This is a genomic window from Paenibacillus herberti, assembly GCF_002233675.1.
GTDB lineage: Bacteria > Bacillota > Bacilli > Paenibacillales > Paenibacillaceae > Paenibacillus_O > Paenibacillus_O herberti.
This window is the reverse complement of the sequence record NZ_NMUQ01000001.1, coordinates 2,643,292-2,664,193: the sequence shown is the minus strand read 5'-3', so window position 1 is coordinate 2,664,193 and position 20,902 is coordinate 2,643,292. Positions and strand designations below refer to the sequence as shown.

General features: G+C 52.3%; 19 protein-coding genes and 1 CRISPR repeat array. Of the genes, 16 read left to right on the top strand and 3 right to left on the bottom strand.

The window, feature by feature from the left end; all coding sequences use genetic code 11:
* The first annotated feature begins 191 nt into the window (after nt 1–191).
* The 11 genes from fsa (at nt 192) to CGZ75_RS11990 (ending at nt 11,822) form a co-directional block, all read left to right on the top strand.
* Nucleotides 192–851, top strand: coding sequence for a fructose-6-phosphate aldolase (gene fsa / locus CGZ75_RS12040; protein ID WP_089524376.1), 660 nt, complete (start codon nt 192–194; stop codon nt 849–851).
* Nucleotides 852–1,046: 195 nt separating this feature from the next.
* Nucleotides 1,047–2,180 carry a P-loop NTPase family protein gene (locus tag CGZ75_RS12035; protein WP_089524375.1) on the top strand — a complete coding sequence of 378 codons (1,134 nt, stop codon included), beginning with the start codon at nt 1,047–1,049 and terminating at the stop codon, nt 2,178–2,180.
* Entirely contained in the window at nt 2,177–3,433 is a 1,257-nt protein-coding gene (locus CGZ75_RS12030; protein ID WP_089524374.1) for a TadA family conjugal transfer-associated ATPase, read from the top strand. The genes CGZ75_RS12035 and CGZ75_RS12030 overlap by 4 nt, the downstream gene beginning before the upstream one ends.
* On the top strand, nt 3,430–4,245 hold the full coding sequence (locus tag CGZ75_RS12025; protein WP_245850835.1) for a type II secretion system F family protein: 816 nt from the start codon (nt 3,430–3,432) through the stop codon (nt 4,243–4,245). Before CGZ75_RS12030 ends, CGZ75_RS12025 begins: the two co-directional genes overlap by 4 nt.
* 17 nt (nt 4,246–4,262) lie before the next feature.
* A complete protein-coding gene (locus CGZ75_RS12020; protein ID WP_089524373.1) occupies nt 4,263–5,153 on the top strand; it encodes a type II secretion system F family protein in 891 nt (296 codons plus the stop codon).
* Between the two features lie 91 nt (nt 5,154–5,244).
* A complete protein-coding gene (locus tag CGZ75_RS12015) occupies nt 5,245–5,451 on the top strand; it encodes a Flp1 family type IVb pilin (protein WP_245850789.1) in 207 nt (68 codons plus the stop codon).
* Entirely contained in the window at nt 5,444–6,136 is a 693-nt protein-coding gene (locus CGZ75_RS12010; RefSeq protein WP_141136729.1) for a hypothetical protein, read from the top strand. The genes CGZ75_RS12015 and CGZ75_RS12010 overlap by 8 nt, the downstream gene beginning before the upstream one ends.
* The gene (locus CGZ75_RS12005; protein WP_176444783.1) at nt 6,117–8,546 is read left to right on the top strand and encodes a hypothetical protein; all 2,430 of its coding nucleotides are present in this window, start codon (nt 6,117–6,119) and stop codon (nt 8,544–8,546) included. The genes CGZ75_RS12010 and CGZ75_RS12005 overlap by 20 nt, the downstream gene beginning before the upstream one ends.
* Entirely contained in the window at nt 8,512–9,480 is a 969-nt protein-coding gene (locus CGZ75_RS12000) for a hypothetical protein (protein ID WP_089524370.1), read from the top strand. The genes CGZ75_RS12005 and CGZ75_RS12000 overlap by 35 nt, the downstream gene beginning before the upstream one ends.
* A gap of 64 nt (nt 9,481–9,544) precedes the next feature.
* Nucleotides 9,545–10,099, top strand: coding sequence for an A24 family peptidase (locus CGZ75_RS11995; protein WP_176444782.1), 555 nt, complete (start codon nt 9,545–9,547; stop codon nt 10,097–10,099).
* A 43-nt stretch (nt 10,100–10,142) separates the two neighbouring features.
* Nucleotides 10,143–11,822 carry a DUF6382 and FHA domain-containing protein gene (locus CGZ75_RS11990; RefSeq protein ID WP_089524368.1) on the top strand — a complete coding sequence of 560 codons (1,680 nt, stop codon included), beginning with the start codon at nt 10,143–10,145 and terminating at the stop codon, nt 11,820–11,822.
* A gap of 114 nt (nt 11,823–11,936) precedes the next feature.
* Here the strand turns inward: CGZ75_RS11990 and CGZ75_RS11985 are convergent, their stop codons facing one another.
* From CGZ75_RS11985 to CGZ75_RS11975, 3 genes are all read right to left on the bottom strand, one after another.
* Nucleotides 11,937–12,854 carry a TIGR01777 family oxidoreductase gene (locus CGZ75_RS11985; protein WP_089524367.1) on the bottom strand — a complete coding sequence of 306 codons (918 nt, stop codon included), beginning with the start codon at nt 12,852–12,854 and terminating at the stop codon, nt 11,937–11,939.
* A gap of 66 nt (nt 12,855–12,920) precedes the next feature.
* The gene (locus CGZ75_RS11980) at nt 12,921–13,421 is read right to left on the bottom strand and encodes a hypothetical protein (RefSeq protein ID WP_089524366.1); all 501 of its coding nucleotides are present in this window, start codon (nt 13,419–13,421) and stop codon (nt 12,921–12,923) included.
* A gap of 107 nt (nt 13,422–13,528) precedes the next feature.
* Nucleotides 13,529–13,966 carry a DUF2621 domain-containing protein gene (locus CGZ75_RS11975; protein WP_089524365.1) on the bottom strand — a complete coding sequence of 146 codons (438 nt, stop codon included), beginning with the start codon at nt 13,964–13,966 and terminating at the stop codon, nt 13,529–13,531.
* Between the two features lie 112 nt (nt 13,967–14,078).
* Between CGZ75_RS11975 and CGZ75_RS11970 the strand changes: the two genes are divergently transcribed.
* The 5 genes from CGZ75_RS11970 to CGZ75_RS11950 all read left to right on the top strand — a co-directional run bounded on the left by CGZ75_RS11970 (nt 14,079) and on the right by CGZ75_RS11950 (nt 20,899).
* Nucleotides 14,079–15,206 (top strand): deoxyribonuclease IV, encoded by a 1,128-nt coding sequence (locus CGZ75_RS11970; protein ID WP_089524364.1) that lies wholly within the window; start codon nt 14,079–14,081, stop codon nt 15,204–15,206.
* A 217-nt stretch (nt 15,207–15,423) separates the two neighbouring features.
* Complete coding sequence (gene purU / locus CGZ75_RS11965) at nt 15,424–16,323, top strand: formyltetrahydrofolate deformylase (protein ID WP_089524363.1); 900 nt, start codon at nt 15,424–15,426, stop codon at nt 16,321–16,323.
* Nucleotides 16,324–16,524: 201 nt separating this feature from the next.
* Entirely contained in the window at nt 16,525–18,543 is a 2,019-nt protein-coding gene (gene tkt / locus CGZ75_RS11960; RefSeq protein WP_089524362.1) for a transketolase, read from the top strand.
* Nucleotides 18,544–18,705: 162 nt separating this feature from the next.
* Nucleotides 18,706–19,023: a pyrimidine/purine nucleoside phosphorylase gene (ppnP, locus tag CGZ75_RS11955; RefSeq protein ID WP_089524361.1), complete on the top strand. Its 318-nt coding sequence runs from the start codon at nt 18,706–18,708 to the stop codon at nt 19,021–19,023.
* 315 nt (nt 19,024–19,338) lie between these two features.
* A CRISPR array of direct repeats spans nt 19,339–20,232; the repeat unit is 32 nt; unit sequence GTCGCTCCCCGTGCGGGGGCGTGGATTGAAAC.
* Nucleotides 20,233–20,359: 127 nt separating this feature from the next.
* The gene (locus tag CGZ75_RS11950; RefSeq protein ID WP_089524360.1) at nt 20,360–20,899 is read left to right on the top strand and encodes an NAD(P)H-dependent oxidoreductase; all 540 of its coding nucleotides are present in this window, start codon (nt 20,360–20,362) and stop codon (nt 20,897–20,899) included.
* Nucleotides 20,900–20,902: the final 3 nt, after the last annotated feature.

Genomic DNA, 20,902 nt, shown 5'->3' with positions numbered 1-20,902 from the left:
CCCAGGTTGTCATCTGTTGGCGGACATTGTCCTCTCGTGACGGACGTCAATATAACAACGTCTAACGTCAGTTGTCGATGAAGATTGGATAAAGAGTCTTGAAACCAAGCTCTATTAGGAGTATTCTGACGTCAGGAAACAGCCGTTACATGCAGTATTTCCTAGGAAATGATCGGAGGAGGAAGAACAAGATGAAATTTTTCTTGGATACAGCCAATGTGGAAGAAATCAAACGAATTACCAAGCTCGGCCTGGTAGATGGTGTCACCACAAATCCGACGCTCGTCGCAAAAGAGGGACGAAATTTCAAGGAAGTCGTGCAAGAGATTTGCAGCATTGTTTCTGGTCCTGTCAGTGCAGAGGTAACAGGGACAACGAGCGAGGAAATGCTCAAGGAAGCGTTGGAAATCGCGGAATGGGCTCCTAATGTGGTCATTAAGGTACCCCTTACCGAGGATGGTCTTTACGCGACTCATGCTCTTTCCCAAAAAGGAATCAAGACGAATGTCACGCTTGTTTTTTCCGCCGCTCAGGGACTTATGGCCGCTAAGGCGGGAGCAACATTCATCAGCCCGTTTGTTGGACGGCTGGATGATATCGGCATGAGCGGCATGGATCTGGTACGCGATCTGTCTACGATTATTCGTAATTATGGCTTTTCTACGGAAATCATTGTGGCCAGCGTCCGCAACCTGGAGCATGTGAAGGAAGCTGCACTCGCAGGAGCTCATATTGCGACGATCCCAGGCTCATTACTCCCATCTCTTTGGAAACATCCACTTACTGATATTGGTATTGAGCGCTTCACAAGCGATTGGAACAAAATGCAGGAAGCATTGGCTAAAGGCTGATCAATCGCTTTGGGTGTAATCATTTATCGATAAGTGCGATATTAGGATCTCTATTCCAAAAATGGCATTGACCGATGAATGTTCCCATGATATATTCGATTCAAATTATTGAACTGAACTTGCGGAAGCACCGCAAACCGGCAGATCGTCTGCCCGTTTGCGGTGCTTTTTTGCGTTCTCTAAGGAGGGTTAGGCATGGCTAGGCTTGAGCTGGTAGTAGCAGCTAAGGAAGGAGAATATGTGCGCCGGCTCTCGGAATACGTGCGGGAATCGCCATTTGGGCAGCGTTGGCGAATTACTTCATGTACAAGCGGAGATTCGCTTCGCCAATACTTGAAAGGAGGTTATCCGGTTCATCTATTGCTTGTTCAGCCCGTGCTACTGATGGAAGCGGGGGCGCTGCCGTGCGATATGACGGCAATTGCTCTTGTCAGGCGCAAGGGAGAGGGGGATGGTTTGCCAGAACTGCTTCAATATCAGCCTCTTCCTGAGCTGCTTGCCTGTATCGAGGCATTACATGCTGGCAAGCCTGACAGATTACGACTTCATGACAGTGGAACCGCTATATTAGCGGTCTATGATCCAGTCGGCGGAGCTGGCAAAACGACCTGCTCATTGTGGCTTGCTCGCTTGGCAGGAGAGAGGGGGAAGAGAACACTCTACCTGAATCTTGAGCGCTACAATACCTCAGAGCTGCAGCTGCAGGAACATGGTGCAGCTGCCCATGAGGGAGGGCTTGAAGCGTTACTTTATGCGCTCAAGGCGGGTAAGCCGGATCTCGGCGAGCAGATTGTCCGCCTCAGACGATATAGCCGCATCATGAAAACGGATTATTTTGGCGAGGCGCCTGGGCCCGAAGAACGAACGGCCATGACTGGTGAAGATGCTGATCTGTTGTTGCAAACTTTAGCAGGATGCGGCATGTATGATCTGATCATTGTTGATCTGGACAGCTCCCTTGACGAGACAACGGCAGCGATCTGGTCGCGGAGCGATGCCGTTTGCTGGTTGTCGGAAGCTTCGCCTTCATCGATGAAGAAGTCTCGACTGGCGCTGAAAGAAGCCCAAAGAAGATACCCAGAGGCGGTGGAAGCAGCCAAAGGGCGGATTGTCCATGTAAGGAGCCGCTGCAGGCAGTCAGAAGCTTTTGAAACTGTAGGGGCGTGGCGAGAGCTCACACATGATGAAGAGCCGTTGTCATATGCCTTTCATCTCCCACATGCGGACGCACTTATTCAAGCATCTGACGCGCCAACTGCCTATATCCGTGCAATAGGAGACATGCTCGAGAGGTTAGAGAAGGGCATCTCTTCTGGAGGACAGGGATGAGCGCTGGGACTGATCTGACCACACCGGATGAGGAGGTCGCAGCGCGACTGCGAGAACATATTAGACGGTCAATTAATCTCGGTGGTGAAATTAGTGATGCTGAGCTGCTGACAGCGGTAGAGTCGGGGGTGGACAGTTGGTCGGGCAGTCGGCAACTGACTTCCTCCGGCAGGCTTCGGCTCGTTCGTCAGCTATACCATTCTTTCCGCGGACTTGATGTGTTGCAGCCTTTGCTTGAGGATGACTCCATTACGGAGATTATGATCAACGGGCATGAGCGCCTGTTCGTCGAGCGAGCGGGTCGAATTGAACCGTTGCAGGATCGGTTCGAGAGCAGGGACAGGCTTGAGGATCTGATTCAAGCTATCGTTGCCGGTGTGAATCGGGCCGTCAATGAGTCCTCGCCTATCGTTGATGCCAGGCTTGCAGACGGTTCGCGTGTCCATATCGTGCTGCCTCCGGCATCCTTGTCGGGTCCCATCGTCACCATCCGCAAGTTTCCGAAGCGGCCGCTGTTGATGGAACAGTTGATTGCTATCGGTTGCCTCACGGAAGAAGCTTCTGCCTTTTTGGGAGACTTAGTCAAAGCGGGTTATAACATTTTTATAAGCGGTGGTACGGGCAGTGGCAAAACAACCTTCCTAAACGCTCTTTCACGCTCCATTCCTGCGGATGAAAGGGTCGTCACAATCGAGGATTCCGCCGAGCTCCAACTGAATATTCCTAATCTTGTTCGGCTGGAAACGCGCAACGCCAATACCGAGGGCAAGGGCGAGCTGCCGATGCGTCAACTGATTCGGGCTTCGCTACGGATGAGGCCTAACCGAGTTATCGTCGGTGAGGTAAGGGGAGCTGAGGCGGCAGACATGCTCGCGGCGATGAATACTGGCCATGATGGAAGCATGAGCTCCGGCCATAGCAACAGCGCCAAAGATATGCTTAGCCGCCTGGAGACGATGGTGCTTGGAGCGGCGGATATTCCGATCGCTGCCATTCGCCAACAGATCAGCTCCGCGGTTGATATTATCGTGCATTTGTCGCGAATGCGGGATCATTCCCGCAAGGTGTTGGAAATATCCCAGCTCATTGGCATCAGCGAAGGAGAGATCGGGCTGGAGCCGCTTTTTGTCTTTGGAGAAGAAGGTGGGGGACGTGGGTCGCTAAAGCGGACTGGAGCCCAGCTTCAAAGGCAGGATAAATGGCTCCGTGCCGGCAATGCGCAGTCTTGGGGAGGTGAAAGTCTTTGCGAATGATGGAATCGCGGCTCTCCAGGCTAGGATGGCCGATACGGCGGAAAAACGGAATATCCGCTATCAGGAACGGGAGAGATTACAGCGAGTTTGAACTGACTCGGGTGATGTTCCTGTTAGCTTTTGCAGCAGGCGGACTCATTCTGTTTACTGGTTTTTATCTCTTTTACTTGAATGTGCCGGTAGCTCTGCTTGCGTCCATGTTAGGTGTTTGGACTCCGGCTCTTTATCGGGATTACGCCAGAAGGCGGAGACAGGACAGGCTCAGGCTGCATTTCAAGGAGATGTTATTTTCGCTTTCTTCTTCCCTTGCTGCCGGGCGCTCTGTTGAAAATGCACTCTTCGCATCTCTTGACGATTTGAAGCTGATGTACCCCGGATCGCATACGGATCTGATGGAGGAGCTGGAAAGAATCCGCAGCCGCTACGCTAATGGGGAGACGTTGGAATCAGGGTTAATTGATTTTGCTTCACGCTCAGGAGTAGATGAAATTTGGCAGTTTACTGACGTATTCACCACTTGCAAGCGGACGGGGGGCGATCTGGTCGAAATCATCCGTCGAACCTCGCAAATGATTGGAGAGCGGATCGAGGTCAATCAGGAGATCGAGGTTCTGATCGCACGCAAAAAGCTAGAATCTCGAATCATGTTGGCGGTTCCTTTTGTGTTTTTGGCTTTCTTGCATGTGGCAGCACCTGATTATATGGCGCCGCTTTATAACGGGGTGTTTGGCTATATGCTGCTTACGGTGGCTGTTATCTTGTTCGGGTTATGCGGCTGGCTAATGCTGCGGATTATGGACATTAGACTGTGAAGGGGGAATAAGACTCTATGAGACTGGTATTGGCTTCAGCCGTTATGGGGTTGATTTGGCTTGCTCTTGTTTCCGCCTCCTCAGGCTGGAAAGCTGTGTTGCGAGCGCTTGTTAGCTCAAGCAGCACACGCGGCAGGCGGGAGCTCGGAAGGAGGCTTGGAGCGGAAGCTATCGTTTTGCTGTTGGAAACTCGCGGCATGCCGCAGGTTTTGGACGACAGGCTAGCCATATTACATGCGCTCATGAGACCTCTCAAGGGTGAGCAGTGGACTGTAAGGGAAACGAGGCTATTTGCAGCTAACGCAACTGGATATGGCTATTTGGCAGCGGCGGCAGGTTTGCTTGTGGCAGGAATAGCAGGAGAGCCCAATATTGCTTGGTTAGGTTGTATCTGTGGTCTGCTGCTCACTATTGGACGTCTTCGAGAGGTGCACAATCAGGCTCGCAGACGCAAGCAGGAGCTGCTACTCGCTCTGCCGGATTTGCTGGGCAAGCTGACACTGCTTATTGGCGCTGGTGAGACCGTGCATCGGGCTTTGGCTCATTGCGCGGACAGGCCTCCTGGACATGGGAGGGAAAGTCTCTTGCATAACGAGCTTGTGAAAGCTGTACAGGCCATGTCTAATGGACAGTCTTTTAGCGCAGCTATAGAGGCTTTCAGCAGACGCTGCGCCGTGCAGGAAGTGTCGGTATTCACAACAGTGCTACTTCTTAATTATCGGCGAGGAGGCGACCAGCTGTCTCTTTCATTGCGAGAAATCTCATTGCCGCTTTGGGACAAACGGAGAAGTGCGGCGCGCTCGCGCGGGGAGGAAGCTTCCTCTAAGCTGGTTTTTCCGCTTACCGGAATCTTTTTTATCTTGATGGTGCTGGTGGGAGCTCCCGCCATGCTCTTGATGAACGGCTGATGGATTGATGGAATGATAGCTTGAGGCCTTGTGAGATGTGCATGTTCTGACTCTATGAAGAGCAGGAATTGAATGAGGAGGATGAATGAAGATGAATCAATTGTTTATGTGGGGCTTTAAAGCCCGGAAGGGGCTACGCCGTTTCTCCAAGTCTGAGGAAGGTCTCGGTACACTGGAAATCATTTTGATTATCGCGGTCATTATCATTATTGCCTTGTTGTTCAAGGATTGGATCATCGGTCTGGTCAATAACCTGATGGGTAAAGCAGATGATCAGGCGAACACGATTTTTGAATAGGGCTAAAAGCGGATGGTGGCGTCGATTTGCGGCCGATAATCGGGGCAGCCACACGCTGGAGGCTGTGTCGGTGTTCCCGTTAATGATGACTACAACCTTGTTATGGCTGATAGTGGTTTTAATCATCTTTCAGGGCGGTGTTGCTCAGAGTGGGGCTGCCCGGGCATCTGAAGCAGCTGTTCTACACTGGGACAACAGCAAGCGAGGAGCCTCCGGCCTGCCTGCCGCAGGAGTAGATGACGGATTGTACTGGAGGCTCGCGGAGGATAACTTGCTGCAGGGCTTGCTGCAACTTGCGTCTCCTGAGGACGGGCAACAGGCCTCGGTCACTGTAGCTCTACCTCTACCTGTAGGGGGAAATGGGGCTGCGGCGGGTTCACTTACAGCCATTAAGCTGGGTAAGGCTGGGAGCCGATTATCCCCGCAGCTACACGGCGAAATGATGTATAAGCGCGGAGTGCTGAACCGGCAAGCTGAGACTCGTTTGCGGCTGCCGATGGGGATTCCGTCCAGGAGCGGCAAGTCGGGAGAGGTCAGGGCATCCGCGATTGTAACAGACCCGGTAGAGTTTATACGGAGCGTAGATTTGGTGCGATATTACACGGCCAAATTTCAGGCGTCCCGAGACATGAAGGCTGCTTCGGCTGGGAAGGCGTTGAAGGACTATGCTGCGGGCCGCCCTTAGGCATATTGCTAACTGGAGAGAAGTTCGACTATCGGGAACTTCGGGAGCTGTTACAGTTTGGACATGCATGATTGTATCTGGGGTGCTGCTGCTGATGGCGTTGCTCATTGATTTTTCGCGAATCGCCGCTTTCAACTACAAGCTGGACAGCATGGCTCAGTCTTCTGTTCGATCTGTTCTATCGGCCTATGATGAAGCTCTGTACGAGCAATACGGCTTGTTCGGTCGAGGCGGCAGTAGCGCGGAAGAGCTTCTTGAGACAGCGGTAAGCGGTAGCCTTGGTGGGCAAGGCTCTACAGGTAGCTCTACGGGCGGAGTGGAGCAAAAAAGGAATCTCGACATGATTCAGATGAGCATTGATAACAAGTCGATTCAGCCCGCTCTCAAGCTGGGGGAATGGTCGGTATTCCGCCGTCAGGTCGAACAGGAGATGAAGTATAAAGGACCGATTGATCTCACAATCGAGCTGTTTGATAAATTTCGGCCGCTTGCACAGTCCATGGAGCAGACTGCAGGCGCCGTTGATACTCTTCAGAACGCGGAGAAGATTTTTGACAAGCGGCAATCGGCACTGGAGAAAATGATTAATCATGTGGAAGCCGCGTCTGTGCTGGCCAAAGAAACCGGGGCCGACAATCTCGTTCCGTTATCAGGAGCTGGAACAAGGGCCGGAACGAATGCAGTCGATTTTGCAACTGTAGCAGGGGGTTATAGCAGTTATCTTGGCTGGATTGCATTGGACAAAGCGGCAACCGCGGCCTATGAAGCGGCCGTACAGGCAATTCCGCCGCCTCTGTCCGGAGTTTCGTCGGTACTTCCCCCGCCGCCTGAGCTTAATTCGGTATTGATCCAGCAATATGAAACCGATGCGGGTGATGTTGCGGGGAGGTTGCTTGATCTGGCGGCCGCGGCAGACCAACATCAGCGGCTGGTTGAACAGGGGGTGGTTCAACTGAAGCTTGCGCTGCAAGAGGAGAAAGCCCTTGAGGCTCTCGCAGCTAAGCCATCCGGCTCATCTTCAGGAAATCGTGCTCTTCCAGGCGAAGCGGCTAATGGCAAAACTCCCGACAGCAGGGTAGCAGTGCCAAGTATAGGTGCAGACATCGCAGATGCTTCCAGCCTGCTGTTAGGGCGACCTTGGTTCCAGGAGATAGAACAGGATTTGACTAAACAAGCAGAACGCTTTCGTCTATTTGCTGCTGATGCAAGGTCGGCAGGCAACCGCTTAGAGGATGCGCTCCAGCAACGCAATCCGGCGTTGATCCCATTACTTCAAGGTGATGTTGCAGATTTACAAGAGCGGCTGTCGCTTTACTGGCGGGCTTACGTAGAGCCAGGGCAGGAGTTGGAGCAGCTTAGGAGCAAGGTGATGAATGCAGATAGCGGCAAGGAACTACGTGCAGCTGAGAAGAAAAAGGCTGCTTCGTTATGGAAGCAGGCAAGGGAGCTGCTTGATGGATTTAATAGCCTGAAAGCGGCGGAGGCTGAGCTAAAGGAATTTCAGAAAGTCGACCAACTGGCTAAGGGAAATAGAACCTACAACGAAGGTTTGACCGCATCGCATGAGGAATCTGAAAGCGCATCCGAGGGAGCCGGTGGAATGGATGGAGATGCGAGCGGTCAGAGAGTAGAGCAGAATCAATCGGATGTGGAGAGGGATTTCGCTGCGGCAAGCAAGCCGACCAATGCGGATGAAGCTATATCAGACTCACAGAAGCTAGGTAGCGGAGTACTGGATGGAATGGCCGCGATGTTAGCCCAAGGAGGCGAGCGATTGCTCGCAGCGGAATATGGTGCCCGCAGATTTACTTCGATGGATCCCCGTATGCTGCAAACACTGTTAACTGGCGGAATGGCTCAGGATGCGGCGTCCGAACTGACCTCCATCAGCAATCAGCAGTTGGAATACATTTTGTATGGAATGGTTAATCCTGCGGGAAATTTAGCTGCTGCTTATGGGGAGCTTTTCGCGCTGCGACTAGCGATTCGAACGATGGAAGGTTTGGTAGAAAGCCGCGGTGCCGGTCATCCGCTCCTTGTACTCGCCATGGCCGGAGTTTATGGGTTGCGGCAAGCAATTGCAGATATACAGTCATTGGCTGCTACTGGCGAGGCAGAGCTTTCCAAGTATGTACCTGTAAGATTAACCTATCTTGATTATTTGAGGCTGTTTTCGCTCATGCATGGCTCCGGCAATTCACAGATAAGCCGCATGATCGGGCTTATCGAGCATCGTACGGGGGCCAGGCTTTCCGAGGTTTCTACCGGCGCGTCGGTGGCACTTCAAGGCTCGCTGCCGCTGTGGTTTTTACCGAGATTGACAAAGCTGATCGGGTATGGAGAAGCATTGGACGGTCAAGTAACGGGAGGGCGATATGAAGCGATTTCGCTTGCCGGATGGTCTTACTAAAATAAATCAAAGCAGACTGTTGCGCGGCCAGCAAGGCTCTATGCTGCTGGAGGCAGCTCTTGTTCTACCTGTTTTCCTGCTGCTGCTCGTGCTTTTGACAGCATTTATTCAGCTTTCCGCCGCGGAAACAGCGTTGCAAAGGACGGTTGACGGCACAGCCAAGCAAATTGCTGCGCACATAAGGCCGGCGATGCTGCTGCAGCAGGAGGTTGCGGCGCGAGTGGGTGCCGCCCAGCCGGCTAGCCAACTGCCTTTGCCGGGGTGGACTGAAGTCGCTGCACAGGTTGCGGGTCAGTTGCCTGAACCTGCCGGTCCATTGGCTGAAGCTGTTCTCAAGGGCGACTGGAAATCGGCAGCAGATTGGGCGACAGATGTGGCTGCCCGCCCGGTACTTGAGCCGCTATTGCTTAAAATGGCTGAGGACACATCCTTGCAGAGCAGCAAGCTTAAGCTATCGCGAGTTCAACTGCCGGATCTTGAATCCGGAGAAAACAGCTTTATTCTTCTCGAAGCGGAGTATGAATTCCCGATTCGAGTTCCTTTTACAGGGGAGAGAATTGTACTGCGCCGCACGGCATCGGAGCGGGTATGGATCCCGGATACGGTACCGGCATCTTCAAGTAAACCAGCTGAGGCGGGAGTGGGCAGTGTCCGAATCACAGGTTTAACGCCGGTGCCAGCCCGACCAGGCCGCAAGGCTACGCTAACGGCCATGGCATCCCCAGGAGTGCAGGTTACGCTTGAGGTTCGCTACAAAAGCGGCAACAGCGTTTCACGTCAAGTCGGTACAAAAACCGCTGATTCCACGGGCAGAGTTGAGTGGACCTGGCTCGTATCCGGCAATACAACTTCCGGGATATGGGAGGTTGTTGTGACAAGCTCAGATGGCGGAACCGCAACTATGCCCTTTCACGTTGAGAAAAAAACGAGCTGATTGTGTAAAGGTCGCAATAGAGGACAGTGCAATAGGGGCCAGTGCAAATGAAAGGGGGAAGCAAGTGACAAGCTTGATTTGGGTCGGGACCGCTTTGCTCCTTGGAACGGCATTCTGGAGCGATGTGCGTACGATGCGTATTCCGAATGAGCTTACAGGTGGCTTTTTTGCCGCAGGACTGCTGATACATGTATCTATAGGAGGTATGGGTGGCCTGGGAAAGGCAGCTTTGGGAGCAGCGGCCGGCTTTATTCCACTCTTGCTGCTCTACTTTCTCCGAGGTATCGGAGCCGGTGATGTGAAGCTGTTCGGTGCAATTGGGGCATGGATAGGAGCTGCCTCTGTACTTGAGCTGATGCTCTATTCCATGCTTTTAGGAGGAATCGGAGGCGGTATTTATTTGCTGGCTGTTAAGCTGCGCCGTCGCATCAGCTCTATCATTGACCGGAAAAGGGATAGTGATAGTTACAGTGACAGGGATCGGGATTGTGATAGAAATCAGGAGTTGGAGTCGGATCAGGTTCATGATGCGAATAACGCGATGCCAAGGCCACCGGTTCGTTTTCCTTTCATGATAGCTGTAATGCCTGCGGCAATCGCAATGCAGCTGCTGGGCTAGAGACTAGAGCAGTGGAAATTGATGTTCAAAGAGGATAGGGGGAATGAGAAAAACCATGCGTCAATTTCAGGTTGATTTTGAGTGGAATCGTGAGCATGAGCTTATTCTGTCACGCGAAGGAGGGCTTGCCAGAAGCGAGCTCGAAGAAGTGGAGCTGGCAATGCTGGAGGAGGTTTCAGTAGGCGGTCTTTTACCTATGGAATGGGAGGATACCAACGGTCAAGTTCGCTTGCGTTACCGTCTGACCGGCAAAAGAATGCTGAAGCAGCAGCTCGTGGAAGGATTACAGGAGCCAGAGGATCTTTATCTTCTGCTTTATGGCATTGTTTCGTCGATAGAAGAATGCCGCTCCTGTTTTCTAGTAGCCGACAATTTGCTTTTGGATGAATCGTATATCTTTGTAGGTGAAGCATGGAGCGATTTGGGGTTAGTGTATGTTCCTTTGTGCGCAGGGACGATTCCAGAGTTGCCCTTACGTGCGAGACTGCTTGCTCTCGCTGCGATTTGCGCGGGATCGACACGCCGTATTGATTCGGATCTTCCAACTGTTCTGAAGGAGATGGGGGACGAGAAGATCCCACTTTCCCGTCTCAAAAATAGGCTGTTATCTTTATCGGCAGCCACGTCAGACCGCCAAGAACAAAAAGCCGCAGAAGAGATCCGCGGGATGGCTCAACCATTCGTCGTTAATCACTCTCTAAACGTCAGTAAGAGGGAAGAGCGACGCCCGCTAGAGGAGATCGGAGTAGCAAATACGCTAGTACGTAAATACTTGCCTGAGGAGAATGAGCACGACGGGTACGCAAATACTCGTGGCGGCATGCCTGGAATTCGCTCTTCGGATGACCTGCTTCCTCTTCGGTATTCCGATAAAGTAGATCCAACGCAAGTTGAAGAGAGGAGCGAAAAAAAACCGCTGAACCGGGGGGTACTGGCATTGGTAACTGCAGTTGGAGCAGCTGTTCCCTGGAAACTTCTTTATCTGGACAATCCTACTCGTTCAAATATGACCATATGCTCCGGGATTGTTGTACTGGCCTTTGTTTTGATCCTATATATTTGGCGAAGAAGAGATGAACGTGTACTGGTGGCGGAGGGTCATGAGGGGCAACAAGATGGTGGGTCAGGTTCAATGTTTGAGCCTGATTCAGGACCACTCGCATTCAAGCAGGAGCCCCGTTGGAGGCCGGCAGGTTTTCAGGGTCAGCTTGCAACAGAAGGTGGAGCAAGAGCGGGCTGGAGCATTTTCTCCAACAACGAATCACCATCTGGCCAAGGGGTTCATAAATCCTATACATCCCAAGTATCCCAGCCTGTTCGATCGAGCTCATCCTACTCCGAAAAGGCGGCTCCAGCTTCGGAACGCACGGTGTTGCTGGGAGGAAATCCTTCTGAGCTCGGCAGGATAGAGAAGGACACTCGCCTTATTCGCTCTCGCGATGGCAGCATAGAAAGCTACGATCTTCCCGCAGGTATATGCAACATTGGTCGTTCATCAGAATCGGCGCAATGGGTAGATTCCTCGCATGGCATATCCCGATTGCATCTCGAGCTTGATTGCAGGCCAAATGGATGTCATGCCAAGGATCTCGGATCAAGAAATGGCTCGTTGCTGAACGGCCAAGTCATGATCCCGTACAAAAGCTACAAGCTGGAGAACGGGGATGTTCTCCAGCTTGCGGGTACTAAAGGCTATACGTACGCATTACAGACAGGAGAATAAATGCCAGTGATCTGAGATCATGTTTCAAAGGACAAAGGATCACAAGGTAGTTAGTCTTCAGCTCCTAGGATAACCACTAGTCATCACGTGCTCCTAAGGCGCAGCGCAGCCAAGTTAGCTTCTCGCCAGCAGATCATCAAGCGCTTCCTGGATGGAAGGAAATTGGAAACGGAAGCCGTTCGCCAAAGCTTTGGCAGGTATAACCCGCTGACCTTTAAGCAGCAAATCAGACATTTCACCCAGTGCAAGACGCAGCGGAGGGGATGGGGCAATAAGCCAGTAGGGGCGGTCCAGCGTCTTGGCGGCAGCCCTCCCGAACTCGCTATTGCGAGCTGGTTCAGGAGCTGTTGCATTGACGGCTCCCTCAAGCGTTACGCTGTCGAGCGAATGGATAATCAGTTGAACCAGATCCTGAAGGTGGATCCACGACATCCATTGCTGTCCGCTACCGAGTGGTCCACCGGCCATCATGCGAAAAGGAAGCAGCATACGAGGCAGAGCACCGCCATCTCTACCCAGCACAACTCCAAAGCGGAGCGTGACTTTTCTTTCAGCAGGAATGGCCTTCGCGGCATGCTCCCAATCTCTCACAACCGATGCTAGGAAATCCTCTTCTACAGTCGGACTTTCTTCCGTAAAGGCTGCAGAATCCGAAAAGCCGTAGGCATTGACTCCGGAAGCCTGCACGAGTACCTTGGGCATGATGCCGGCTCGGTTCAATATATCAGCCAGCTTAGCCGCAGTTTCCACTCGGGAGCTGCGAATCCGATTTTTGGCTGTTTCCGTCCAGCGCTGACTGATCGTTTCTCCTGCCAAATTGATGACGGCTTGAACGCCATTCAGCAATTGGGGCGAGCTCTCCAGTTGGCCCCAGCTTACACGAACAAAGCCCCCGGCCGGGGATGACCCGTTTCCAGGAGCTTTGTCAGGAAGACTGCGAGAAATGATCCAGCCGGAATGTCCCAAGCTCATTAAGGCTTTCATTAGAGCCTGTCCGATAAAGCCAGTCCCGCCGGTAATCGCGATTCTCATTGCTACCAGCCTCCATTCCTATACTTCCGTTCACATCTATGCTTTTTTAGACCCGTAAAAAGCCAATTAAGATTTTTTTTTGATTTCAACAATCCAAAGCTGTTTGATTTTACCTTCGGTCTCGCTGTTAATTTCTTTCACTATATAACTAAAGCTAACTGGATCACCGAATTCAAACTTGTTCATCTGTTCAATCTGCTCTGTAGACGCTTGAAATACAACTGTGTCAGTATCGGTCTTGATCTCGGCGGAGTGTCCGTCTGCGAGACCGTTGAATATACCGGTACCTTGCTGCTTCTGGGACTGAGTGGCAGGTTTGCTTGTGCCTGCTGCCGGCTTATCCGGAGTAGGCGTAGCCTCGGCCACTGGTTTGCCTGCCGAATCGGGAGAAACGCCCGAAGAGCTCTCGACTATGCCACCACCGCTTACATTTTGAGCATTGGCGGTGTCATTTGGGTTTGCACCGCAGCCTGCGGCGAGCATCAACATGGCCATTAGAGTCAAGCTAGCAGGAGCAAAGCTATTTCTTTTTTTGCCGCTTGGACGGCGGGTTAGGATCAGATTCATGGTCAGCACCTCCGAGGTAGTCGTAAGTACTTTCCATTACCCTGACAGCGAGTCTGCCAATCCGTGGGTTCAGCCAGTTGAAACGAATAGATTTAAACGGTAGGCAACTAGCGGTTGAGTAAATGCCGATAAGCAGAATAATCGATGCCGCGCTTGTCGAGGAATGTGACAAGACTTCTATAATCCCTCTTGGGCGTAGCGCGAATGTAGCCTTCTATGCAATGGGCACGAGTAACTTCAGTCGAGCCGCTCTCGACGGCAACTTGTCCGATTCGTGCAGCAATTGAATGTTTGGCGATGTCGCGAAAAGGTCCCGGAACGGGAGCGACCAGCTCATCAAGCATCTCCTTGGAGTCTTCCGTCCATAAGCTGCGGCTGCGCTCAACCCAGTAGTTCTGCCAGTCCAACTTGGACTTTCCATCCCTTTTGGGAAGCACTTTCAGGAATTTGCGGAACATGAAGTACCCGCCGACAGACATTGAGCCAACCATGACAAACGCCCAAAAAACGATTAAGTACATGAACCAATCTGGAATATGTTTCATTAACGATGTCACCTCAATCCAAATTATAGCCGATTCCTAGCTTTATTTCGATGCACCCTGTAGAATAAAACTAATTGTTTTCTCACCAATTTTTGAAAGGGGCGGTTGAAGCATGCTTAAAATCGGCTCTCATGTATCCTTCAGCGATAAGGGGCTTGTTACAGCAACGCAGGAGGCCATCTCGTACGGCTCCAACTCATTCATGATATATACCGGTGCGCCGCAGAATACGAGGCGTAAACCGATTGATTCTCTATATATTGAAGAGGGCAAGCAACTTATGGAAAGTGCAGGTATCGGCGAAATTGTCGTGCATGCGCCTTACATTATCAACCTTGGTTCCTATAAGGAAGATACGTTTGAGCTTGCTGTTCGCTTTTTGCAGGAGGAAATCCGGCGTACACATGCGATCGGAGTCCGCAACATCGTGCTCCATCCAGGTGCTTATACCGACAAGGATGCGGAATTCGGCATCAACCGGATCGCTGAGGGCTTGAACGAGGTGCTTTCTGGCGTTGCAGAGACCGATGTTAACATCGCGCTCGAGACGATGGCTGGAAAAGGGACCGAAATCGGTCGTTCGTTCGAGGAGCTTGCAGCAATTATGGACAAGGTTCATAACAACAACCGCCTGACGGTATGTTTGGACACTTGCCATATGCATGATGCAGGTTATGATCTTGCTGGCGACTTGGACGGCGTACTGGAGCAGTTCGACCGCATTGTCGGATTGGACAAGGCTGCAGTTGTTCACGTTAACGATACTAAAAATCCTGTCGGCGCCCATAAGGACCGTCATACTCCAATCGGATCGGGCTGGCTCGGCTATGATGCCATCCACGCTATCGTCCATCACGAAGCGCTTGCTGGGCGCCCGTTCATTCTTGAAACACCATGGATCGGCAAGGACCCTAAAAAGCAGCGCCCAATGTATGAGGCAGAAATTGCCTTATTGCGCGGCGACGGCATGGAGCGTTTCGGGGAGCGTTTTTACGATCAACTGGAGAAACTGCATCACTTCTTTGGTAAACAAGAGATCGACCGCCGCACCTATGTGTTATCCGTGTGGGACACGATCAAAAGCGACGCCAAAGCCCGCAAGGCTGACCCGCGCGAGCCGATGGAGCGTCTTTATGATCTCGTACGTGAAGCCGGGGAGTTCCCGGATACGGCGGAGGAAGAACTCAATCAACTTATTACCTATTGGTTTGCTGGCAAGAAGGTATTGGTCAACACCTGATAACTATTCGGTAGGCATGACGACCTCCCAAGCTTAAGGCACAGGGACAACTGACGGAGTGGAAGGCCTCGCGGACTGCTGATTAGCAGCCTGCCTGGCCCTTCTCATCCCGGCGGTTTTCTGTGCTTTGTCGACATCTTACGACTTTAGTGCTGGACTGCTCAAAAGCCGGCACCTATAACTACCATCACCCTCATGGAAGGAAGTCTCTAATCCTATGCCTCACTCTTACCAATCTCCACAAGGGGATGCCGGAGCCAAACCCGGCCGGGCTCGTATGCTGATCTCCTGCCCGGATCGTCCTGGCATTGTCGCCGCGGTATCCCAGTTTCTCTATGAGCATGGCGCGAACATTGTTCAGTCCGACCAGTACACAATGGATCCAGAAGGGGGTATGTTCTTCATCCGCTTCGAATTCGATCTGGCCGATATGGATAAGCAGCTCCCGATTTTACAGGAGGACTTCACCCGTGTAGCCGACCGTTTTGAGATGAAATGGCATACGTTCCGCGCTAGCCGCAAGAAGCGTCTGGCCGTTTTTGTTTCCAAGGAGGATCACTGTTTGCTGGAACTGCTCTGGCAGTGGCAGGCAGGAGACTTGGATGTCGAGATTGCCATGGTCATCAGCAATCATCCGGACATGCGCGAATTGGTGGAATCGTTCGGTATTCCTTACCATCATATCCCGATTACGGCTGAGACAAGGGCGGAGGCTGAGCGCAAGCAGTTGGAGACGATTGGCCGCAACGCGGATCTGATCGTCCTGGCCCGCTACATGCAGATCGTTTCCCCTAAAGTCATCGAGCAGTTCCCGAACCGGATTATCAATATCCATCACTCCTTCCTACCGGCATTTGTTGGCGGTAAGCCTTATGCGCAAGCCTACAACCGCGGCGTAAAAATTATCGGAGCTACTGCACATTATGTGACGGAAGAGCTTGACGGCGGTCCGATCATCGAGCAGGATGTGCAGCGGGTTAGCCATCGGGACGATGTGCCGAGCCTTAAGCGCATAGGCCGTACGATCGAGCGGGTCGTTCTGGCTCGTGCTGTCAAATGGCATGCTGAGGACCGTATTCTCGTTCACCAGAACAAAACGGTCGTTTTCCACGGCTAATTTGCCCGGAGCAGATGCTGTCGTTGAAAAATAATGATGCTATTGCAGGCATTCATGAAACTTTCATCCTGTGTTAGTGCCTGCCAGATGGCATTGACATATTCAGAGTGGTACAATGTTTCACATCCGAGGCGCTCGCAAGGCGGCGCGAAAGATCAAACTCAACAACTTGAACCGCCTAAAATAGGAGGAGAATTTTTAATGGCCATTACCCAAGCTACAATTGACCAACTATCTGTTACAACGATCCGTACGCTTTCCATCGATGCAATCGAGAAGGCAAAATCCGGACACCCGGGCATGCCGATGGGCGCAGCCCCAATGGGCTACCAACTGTTTGCCAAAACGATGAACCATAATCCATCCAATCCGACCTGGATCAATCGTGACCGCTTCGTGCTGTCCGCTGGCCATGGTTCCATGCTTCTTTATAGCCTGTTGCATCTGTCTGGCTACGATCTGTCCATCGACGATCTCAAAAGCTTCCGCCAATGGGGCTCTAAAACCCCTGGTCATCCGGAACACGGCCATACAGCAGGTGTTGACGCTACGACCGGTCCACTTGGACAAGGTATGGGCATGGGTGTTGGCATGGCTATGGCAGAAGCTCATTTGGGCGCAACTTACAATAAAGACAGCATGGATTTAGTCAACCACTTCACTTATGTCATCTGTGGAGACGGCGATCTGTCCGAGGGTATCTCGAACGAAGCGGCTTCCATGGCGGGACATCTTGGACTCGGTAAGATGATCATGCTGTATGATTCCAACGATATTTCGCTTGATGGTGATCTCAATCTGAGCTTCTCCGAGAGCGTAGCGAAGCGTTTTGACGGTTATGGCTGGCAAGTGCTGCGTGTTGAGGACGGCAATGATCTCGAAGCGCTGGCTGCAGCGATTGCCGAGGCGCAAGCTGAGACTGGCAAGCCGACGCTGATCGAAGTCAAGACGGTCATCGGTTACGGTAGCCCGAACAAAGGTGGCAAAGGCGGACATGCCGGCCCTCACGGTTCCCCACTGGGCGTTGAAGAAACGGTTCTGACCAAGAAATTCTATGAATGGGCTTCCGAAGAGCCGTTCTTTGTACCGGACGAAGTCCGCGCCAACTTTGCTGATGTGAAGCAAAAGGGAGAGCAAGCCAATGCTGCTTGGAACGAGCTGTTCGCCAAGTACGAGCAAGCTTACCCTGAGCTCGCTGCACAGTTCAAGCTCGCTATCAATGGCGATCTGCCGGAAGGCTGGGATGCAGACCTGCCAGCTTACACGACCGATGACAAGCCGGTATCGACTCGCGTCGCTTCTGGTAACGCGCTGAACGGCCTGGCGAAAAATGTGCCGGCGCTTGCTGGCGGCTCCGCTGACCTGGAAAGCTCCACGATGACCCATTTGAAAGGTATCGACGTCTTCACGGCGAACAACTATGCCGGCCGCAACATCTACTACGGAATTCGTGAGTTCGGCATGGCTGCTGCGATGAACGGCATTGCGCTGCATCAAGGCATGAAAGTATTTGGCGGCACGTTCTTCGTGTTCACCGACTACCTGCGCCCAGCGGTTCGCCTGGCTGCTCTGATGAGCCTGCCGGTTACCTATGTGCTTACGCATGACAGCATTGCGGTTGGTGAAGATGGTCCGACGCATGAGCCAATCGAGCAGTTGGCAAGCATCCGCATCATTCCAAACCTGACTGTGCTTCGTCCGGCTGACGGCAATGAAACTTCGGCAGCTTGGGCCTACACGCTGGAAAACAAGAAAAATCCAGTTGCGCTGGTTCTGACTCGTCAAAACCTGCCGATTCTCGAAGGTACTGCTGAAAAAGCTCGTGAAGGCATCAAGCGCGGCGCTTATGTCATTTCCGAAGCTGCCGAAGGCAAGCCTCAAGTACAGCTTCTGGCGACTGGCTCCGAAGTGCAGCTGGCAGTAGCGGCTCAGAAAGCTCTGGCTGAAGAAGGCATTCAAGCTCGTGTCGTCAGTATGCCGAGCTGGGATCTGTTCGATAAGCAAGACAAAGCATACCGTGATTCGGTTATTTTGCCGGAAGTCAAAGCCCGCCTGGCCATCGAAATGGCGCATCCATTCGGCTGGCATCGCTACACAGGCGACGGCGGCGCGGTGCTCGGTATCGACACCTTTGGCGCATCCGCTCCTGGAGACCGCATCATTAAGGAGTACGGCTTCACGGTAGAAAATGTAGTTGCGAAGGTGAAAGAGCTTATCTAGTTCACCTGAACTGTGAAGAGATGAAGTCGGAAGAGGCAGTCGCCTTTTCCGGCTTTTTCTGTATCGAATCTTGTGATATGCTAAAGCGGTAAAGAATGAAGGTGCAGCGTGTGATGCATATGCTGTTTCCGGTCAAACCACCACGAAGGAGATCGAACTTTTATGTCCCAATTCGAGAACGTCACCGCTGTAAAAAAAGCAAATGTATACTTTGACGGTAAAGTTACGAGCCGCACTGTCATTTTCCCAGACGGCACCAAAAAAACGCTTGGCATCATGCTTCCAGGCGAATATGAATTCGGTACGGACAGCAAGGAGATCATGGAGATTCTGGCCGGAGATCTGAAAGTACAGCTTCCTGGTAACGAGGAATGGATCATCATTCAGGGCGAGGGCGAGTTTACTGTTCCTGCGAACGCTAAGTTTAAACTTGTTATCAATACGGTTACGGACTACTGCTGCAGTTATATCCAAAAATAATCAGCCAGCTTGGAACTAGAGCTCCTGCTGATTAAAAAGCTTGCCCGTTTTGAAAACGCGGCAGGCTTTTTTGTTGTACGGTTAGTCTGCTTAGTGGAGAGGGAGTGCAACTAAGGATAGAACTCTCAGTCAGGAAAAGGTAAACTAGGTGCGAACCCCAAGCTAACATGAATTTCCTGGGAGGTTCGCACCTCAGTAATAACAAGGGATTTCGCTATTTGAGGCGAAAATAATTTTGATTTTAAAGCTCATATAAAGAGGTTCGCACTTTAGGGGCTCCAAACCTAGGCGCAGCAAGGGTTTTTGAGGTATGCTGTCGCTCCCCGTGCGGGGGCGTGGATTGAAACGGCTTGACGTAAAAGGCGTGCTTGTAGCACTTCTTGTCGCTCCCCGTGCGGGGGCGTGGATTGAAACCGTCCTCCGGGTTCCGGTAGCGCTCGTTAACCCGGTCGCTCCCCGTGCGGGGGCGTGGATTGAAACCAGCTTGCAAACGCGTTACTTGACGCCTTCTAGCGTCGCTCCCCGTGCGGGGGCGTGGATTGAAACAGTACTTTTTCGCGGTAGGCGCGGGTGCTGGATGCGTCGCTCCCCGTGCGGGGGCGTGGATTGAAACGGCGTTGGAGCCGGAGTGGCACTAGGAGATCCGGTCGCTCCCCGTGCGGGGGCGTGGATTGAAACTTCAAAAGAGTCTTGTTGAGGATGGGTTCAAAGAGTCGCTCCCCGTGCGGGGGCGTGGATTGAAACTTGCAGCAGCCGTCGCGTGATGATCCTTAAACCGTCGCTCCCCGTGCGGGGGCGTGGATTGAAACTTCCGAAAGATCATAGAACGCAGTCCGCCGTGCCGTCGCTCCCCGTGCGGGGGCGTGGATTGAAACGTCCCCGCAGCCAGGGTGACCGTACCGCTCACATGTCGCTCCCCGTGCGGGGGCGTGGATTGAAACGCCACATGACAGGATCTCCGTTGGATCTTTGCCTGGTCGCTCCCCGTGCGGGGGCGTGGATTGAAACCCCTGTTCATCCTCACCCAAAGCAGACAGTTCTTGTCGCTCCCCGTGCGGGGGCGTGGATTGAAACCGGCGCGAGTTGCTTTCCATTCGCAATGGATTGAGTCGCTCCCCGTGCGGGAGCATGGATTAAAACTTGTAGTAGGCTGCCAGTTGGTTGGCAGCCTTTTTGTGTCGCTCCCCATAAGGGAGCGTTGAATGAAACGAAAAATCGCCGACTTTCAGGCGTTCGGCCTCGGGAGTTGCTACCCTTTAATAAAAGGGCTCCTTTTGGGGAAAGCTTCAAAAACAATAAATTATGAGGTTAGCCTCGCTATAGAAAGGAACTTTAAATGAAAACGTTAGTAATTGTGGTGCATCCAAATCTGGAGCAATCGAAGGTCAATAAAACTTGGGCGGAGCGTCTTAAGCAAGAAGAGGGTATGACGCTCCATCATCTATACGCTCAATACCCGGACTTCAAAATTAACGTGGAAAAAGAGCAACAACTGCTCGTTGAGCATGATCGTATCGTGTTTCAATTTCCTTTTTACTGGTACAGCTCTCCTGCTTTGCTCAAGCAATGGCTGGATGATGTTCTGTCTTACGGCTTCGCCTATGGATCCGCCAGCAGCAAGCTGCAAGGCAAGGAACTGCTGCTTGCGATATCCACGGGTGGTCCGGCGGAAGCCTACGAAAGCAGCGGTCGTAACGGCTATACGATGGAGGAACTCCTCCGTCCGTTCCAGGCAACCGCCAATCTGTGCGGCATGAGCTTCCTGTCTCCATTTTTGCTGCAGGGGGTTTTGGGCATGGAAGAGGCCAAGATTCAGGAGAGCGCTGAGGCGTTTGTATCTTATTTGAAAAGTCAGAAGCTGCAAACGGCGAAGTGACCT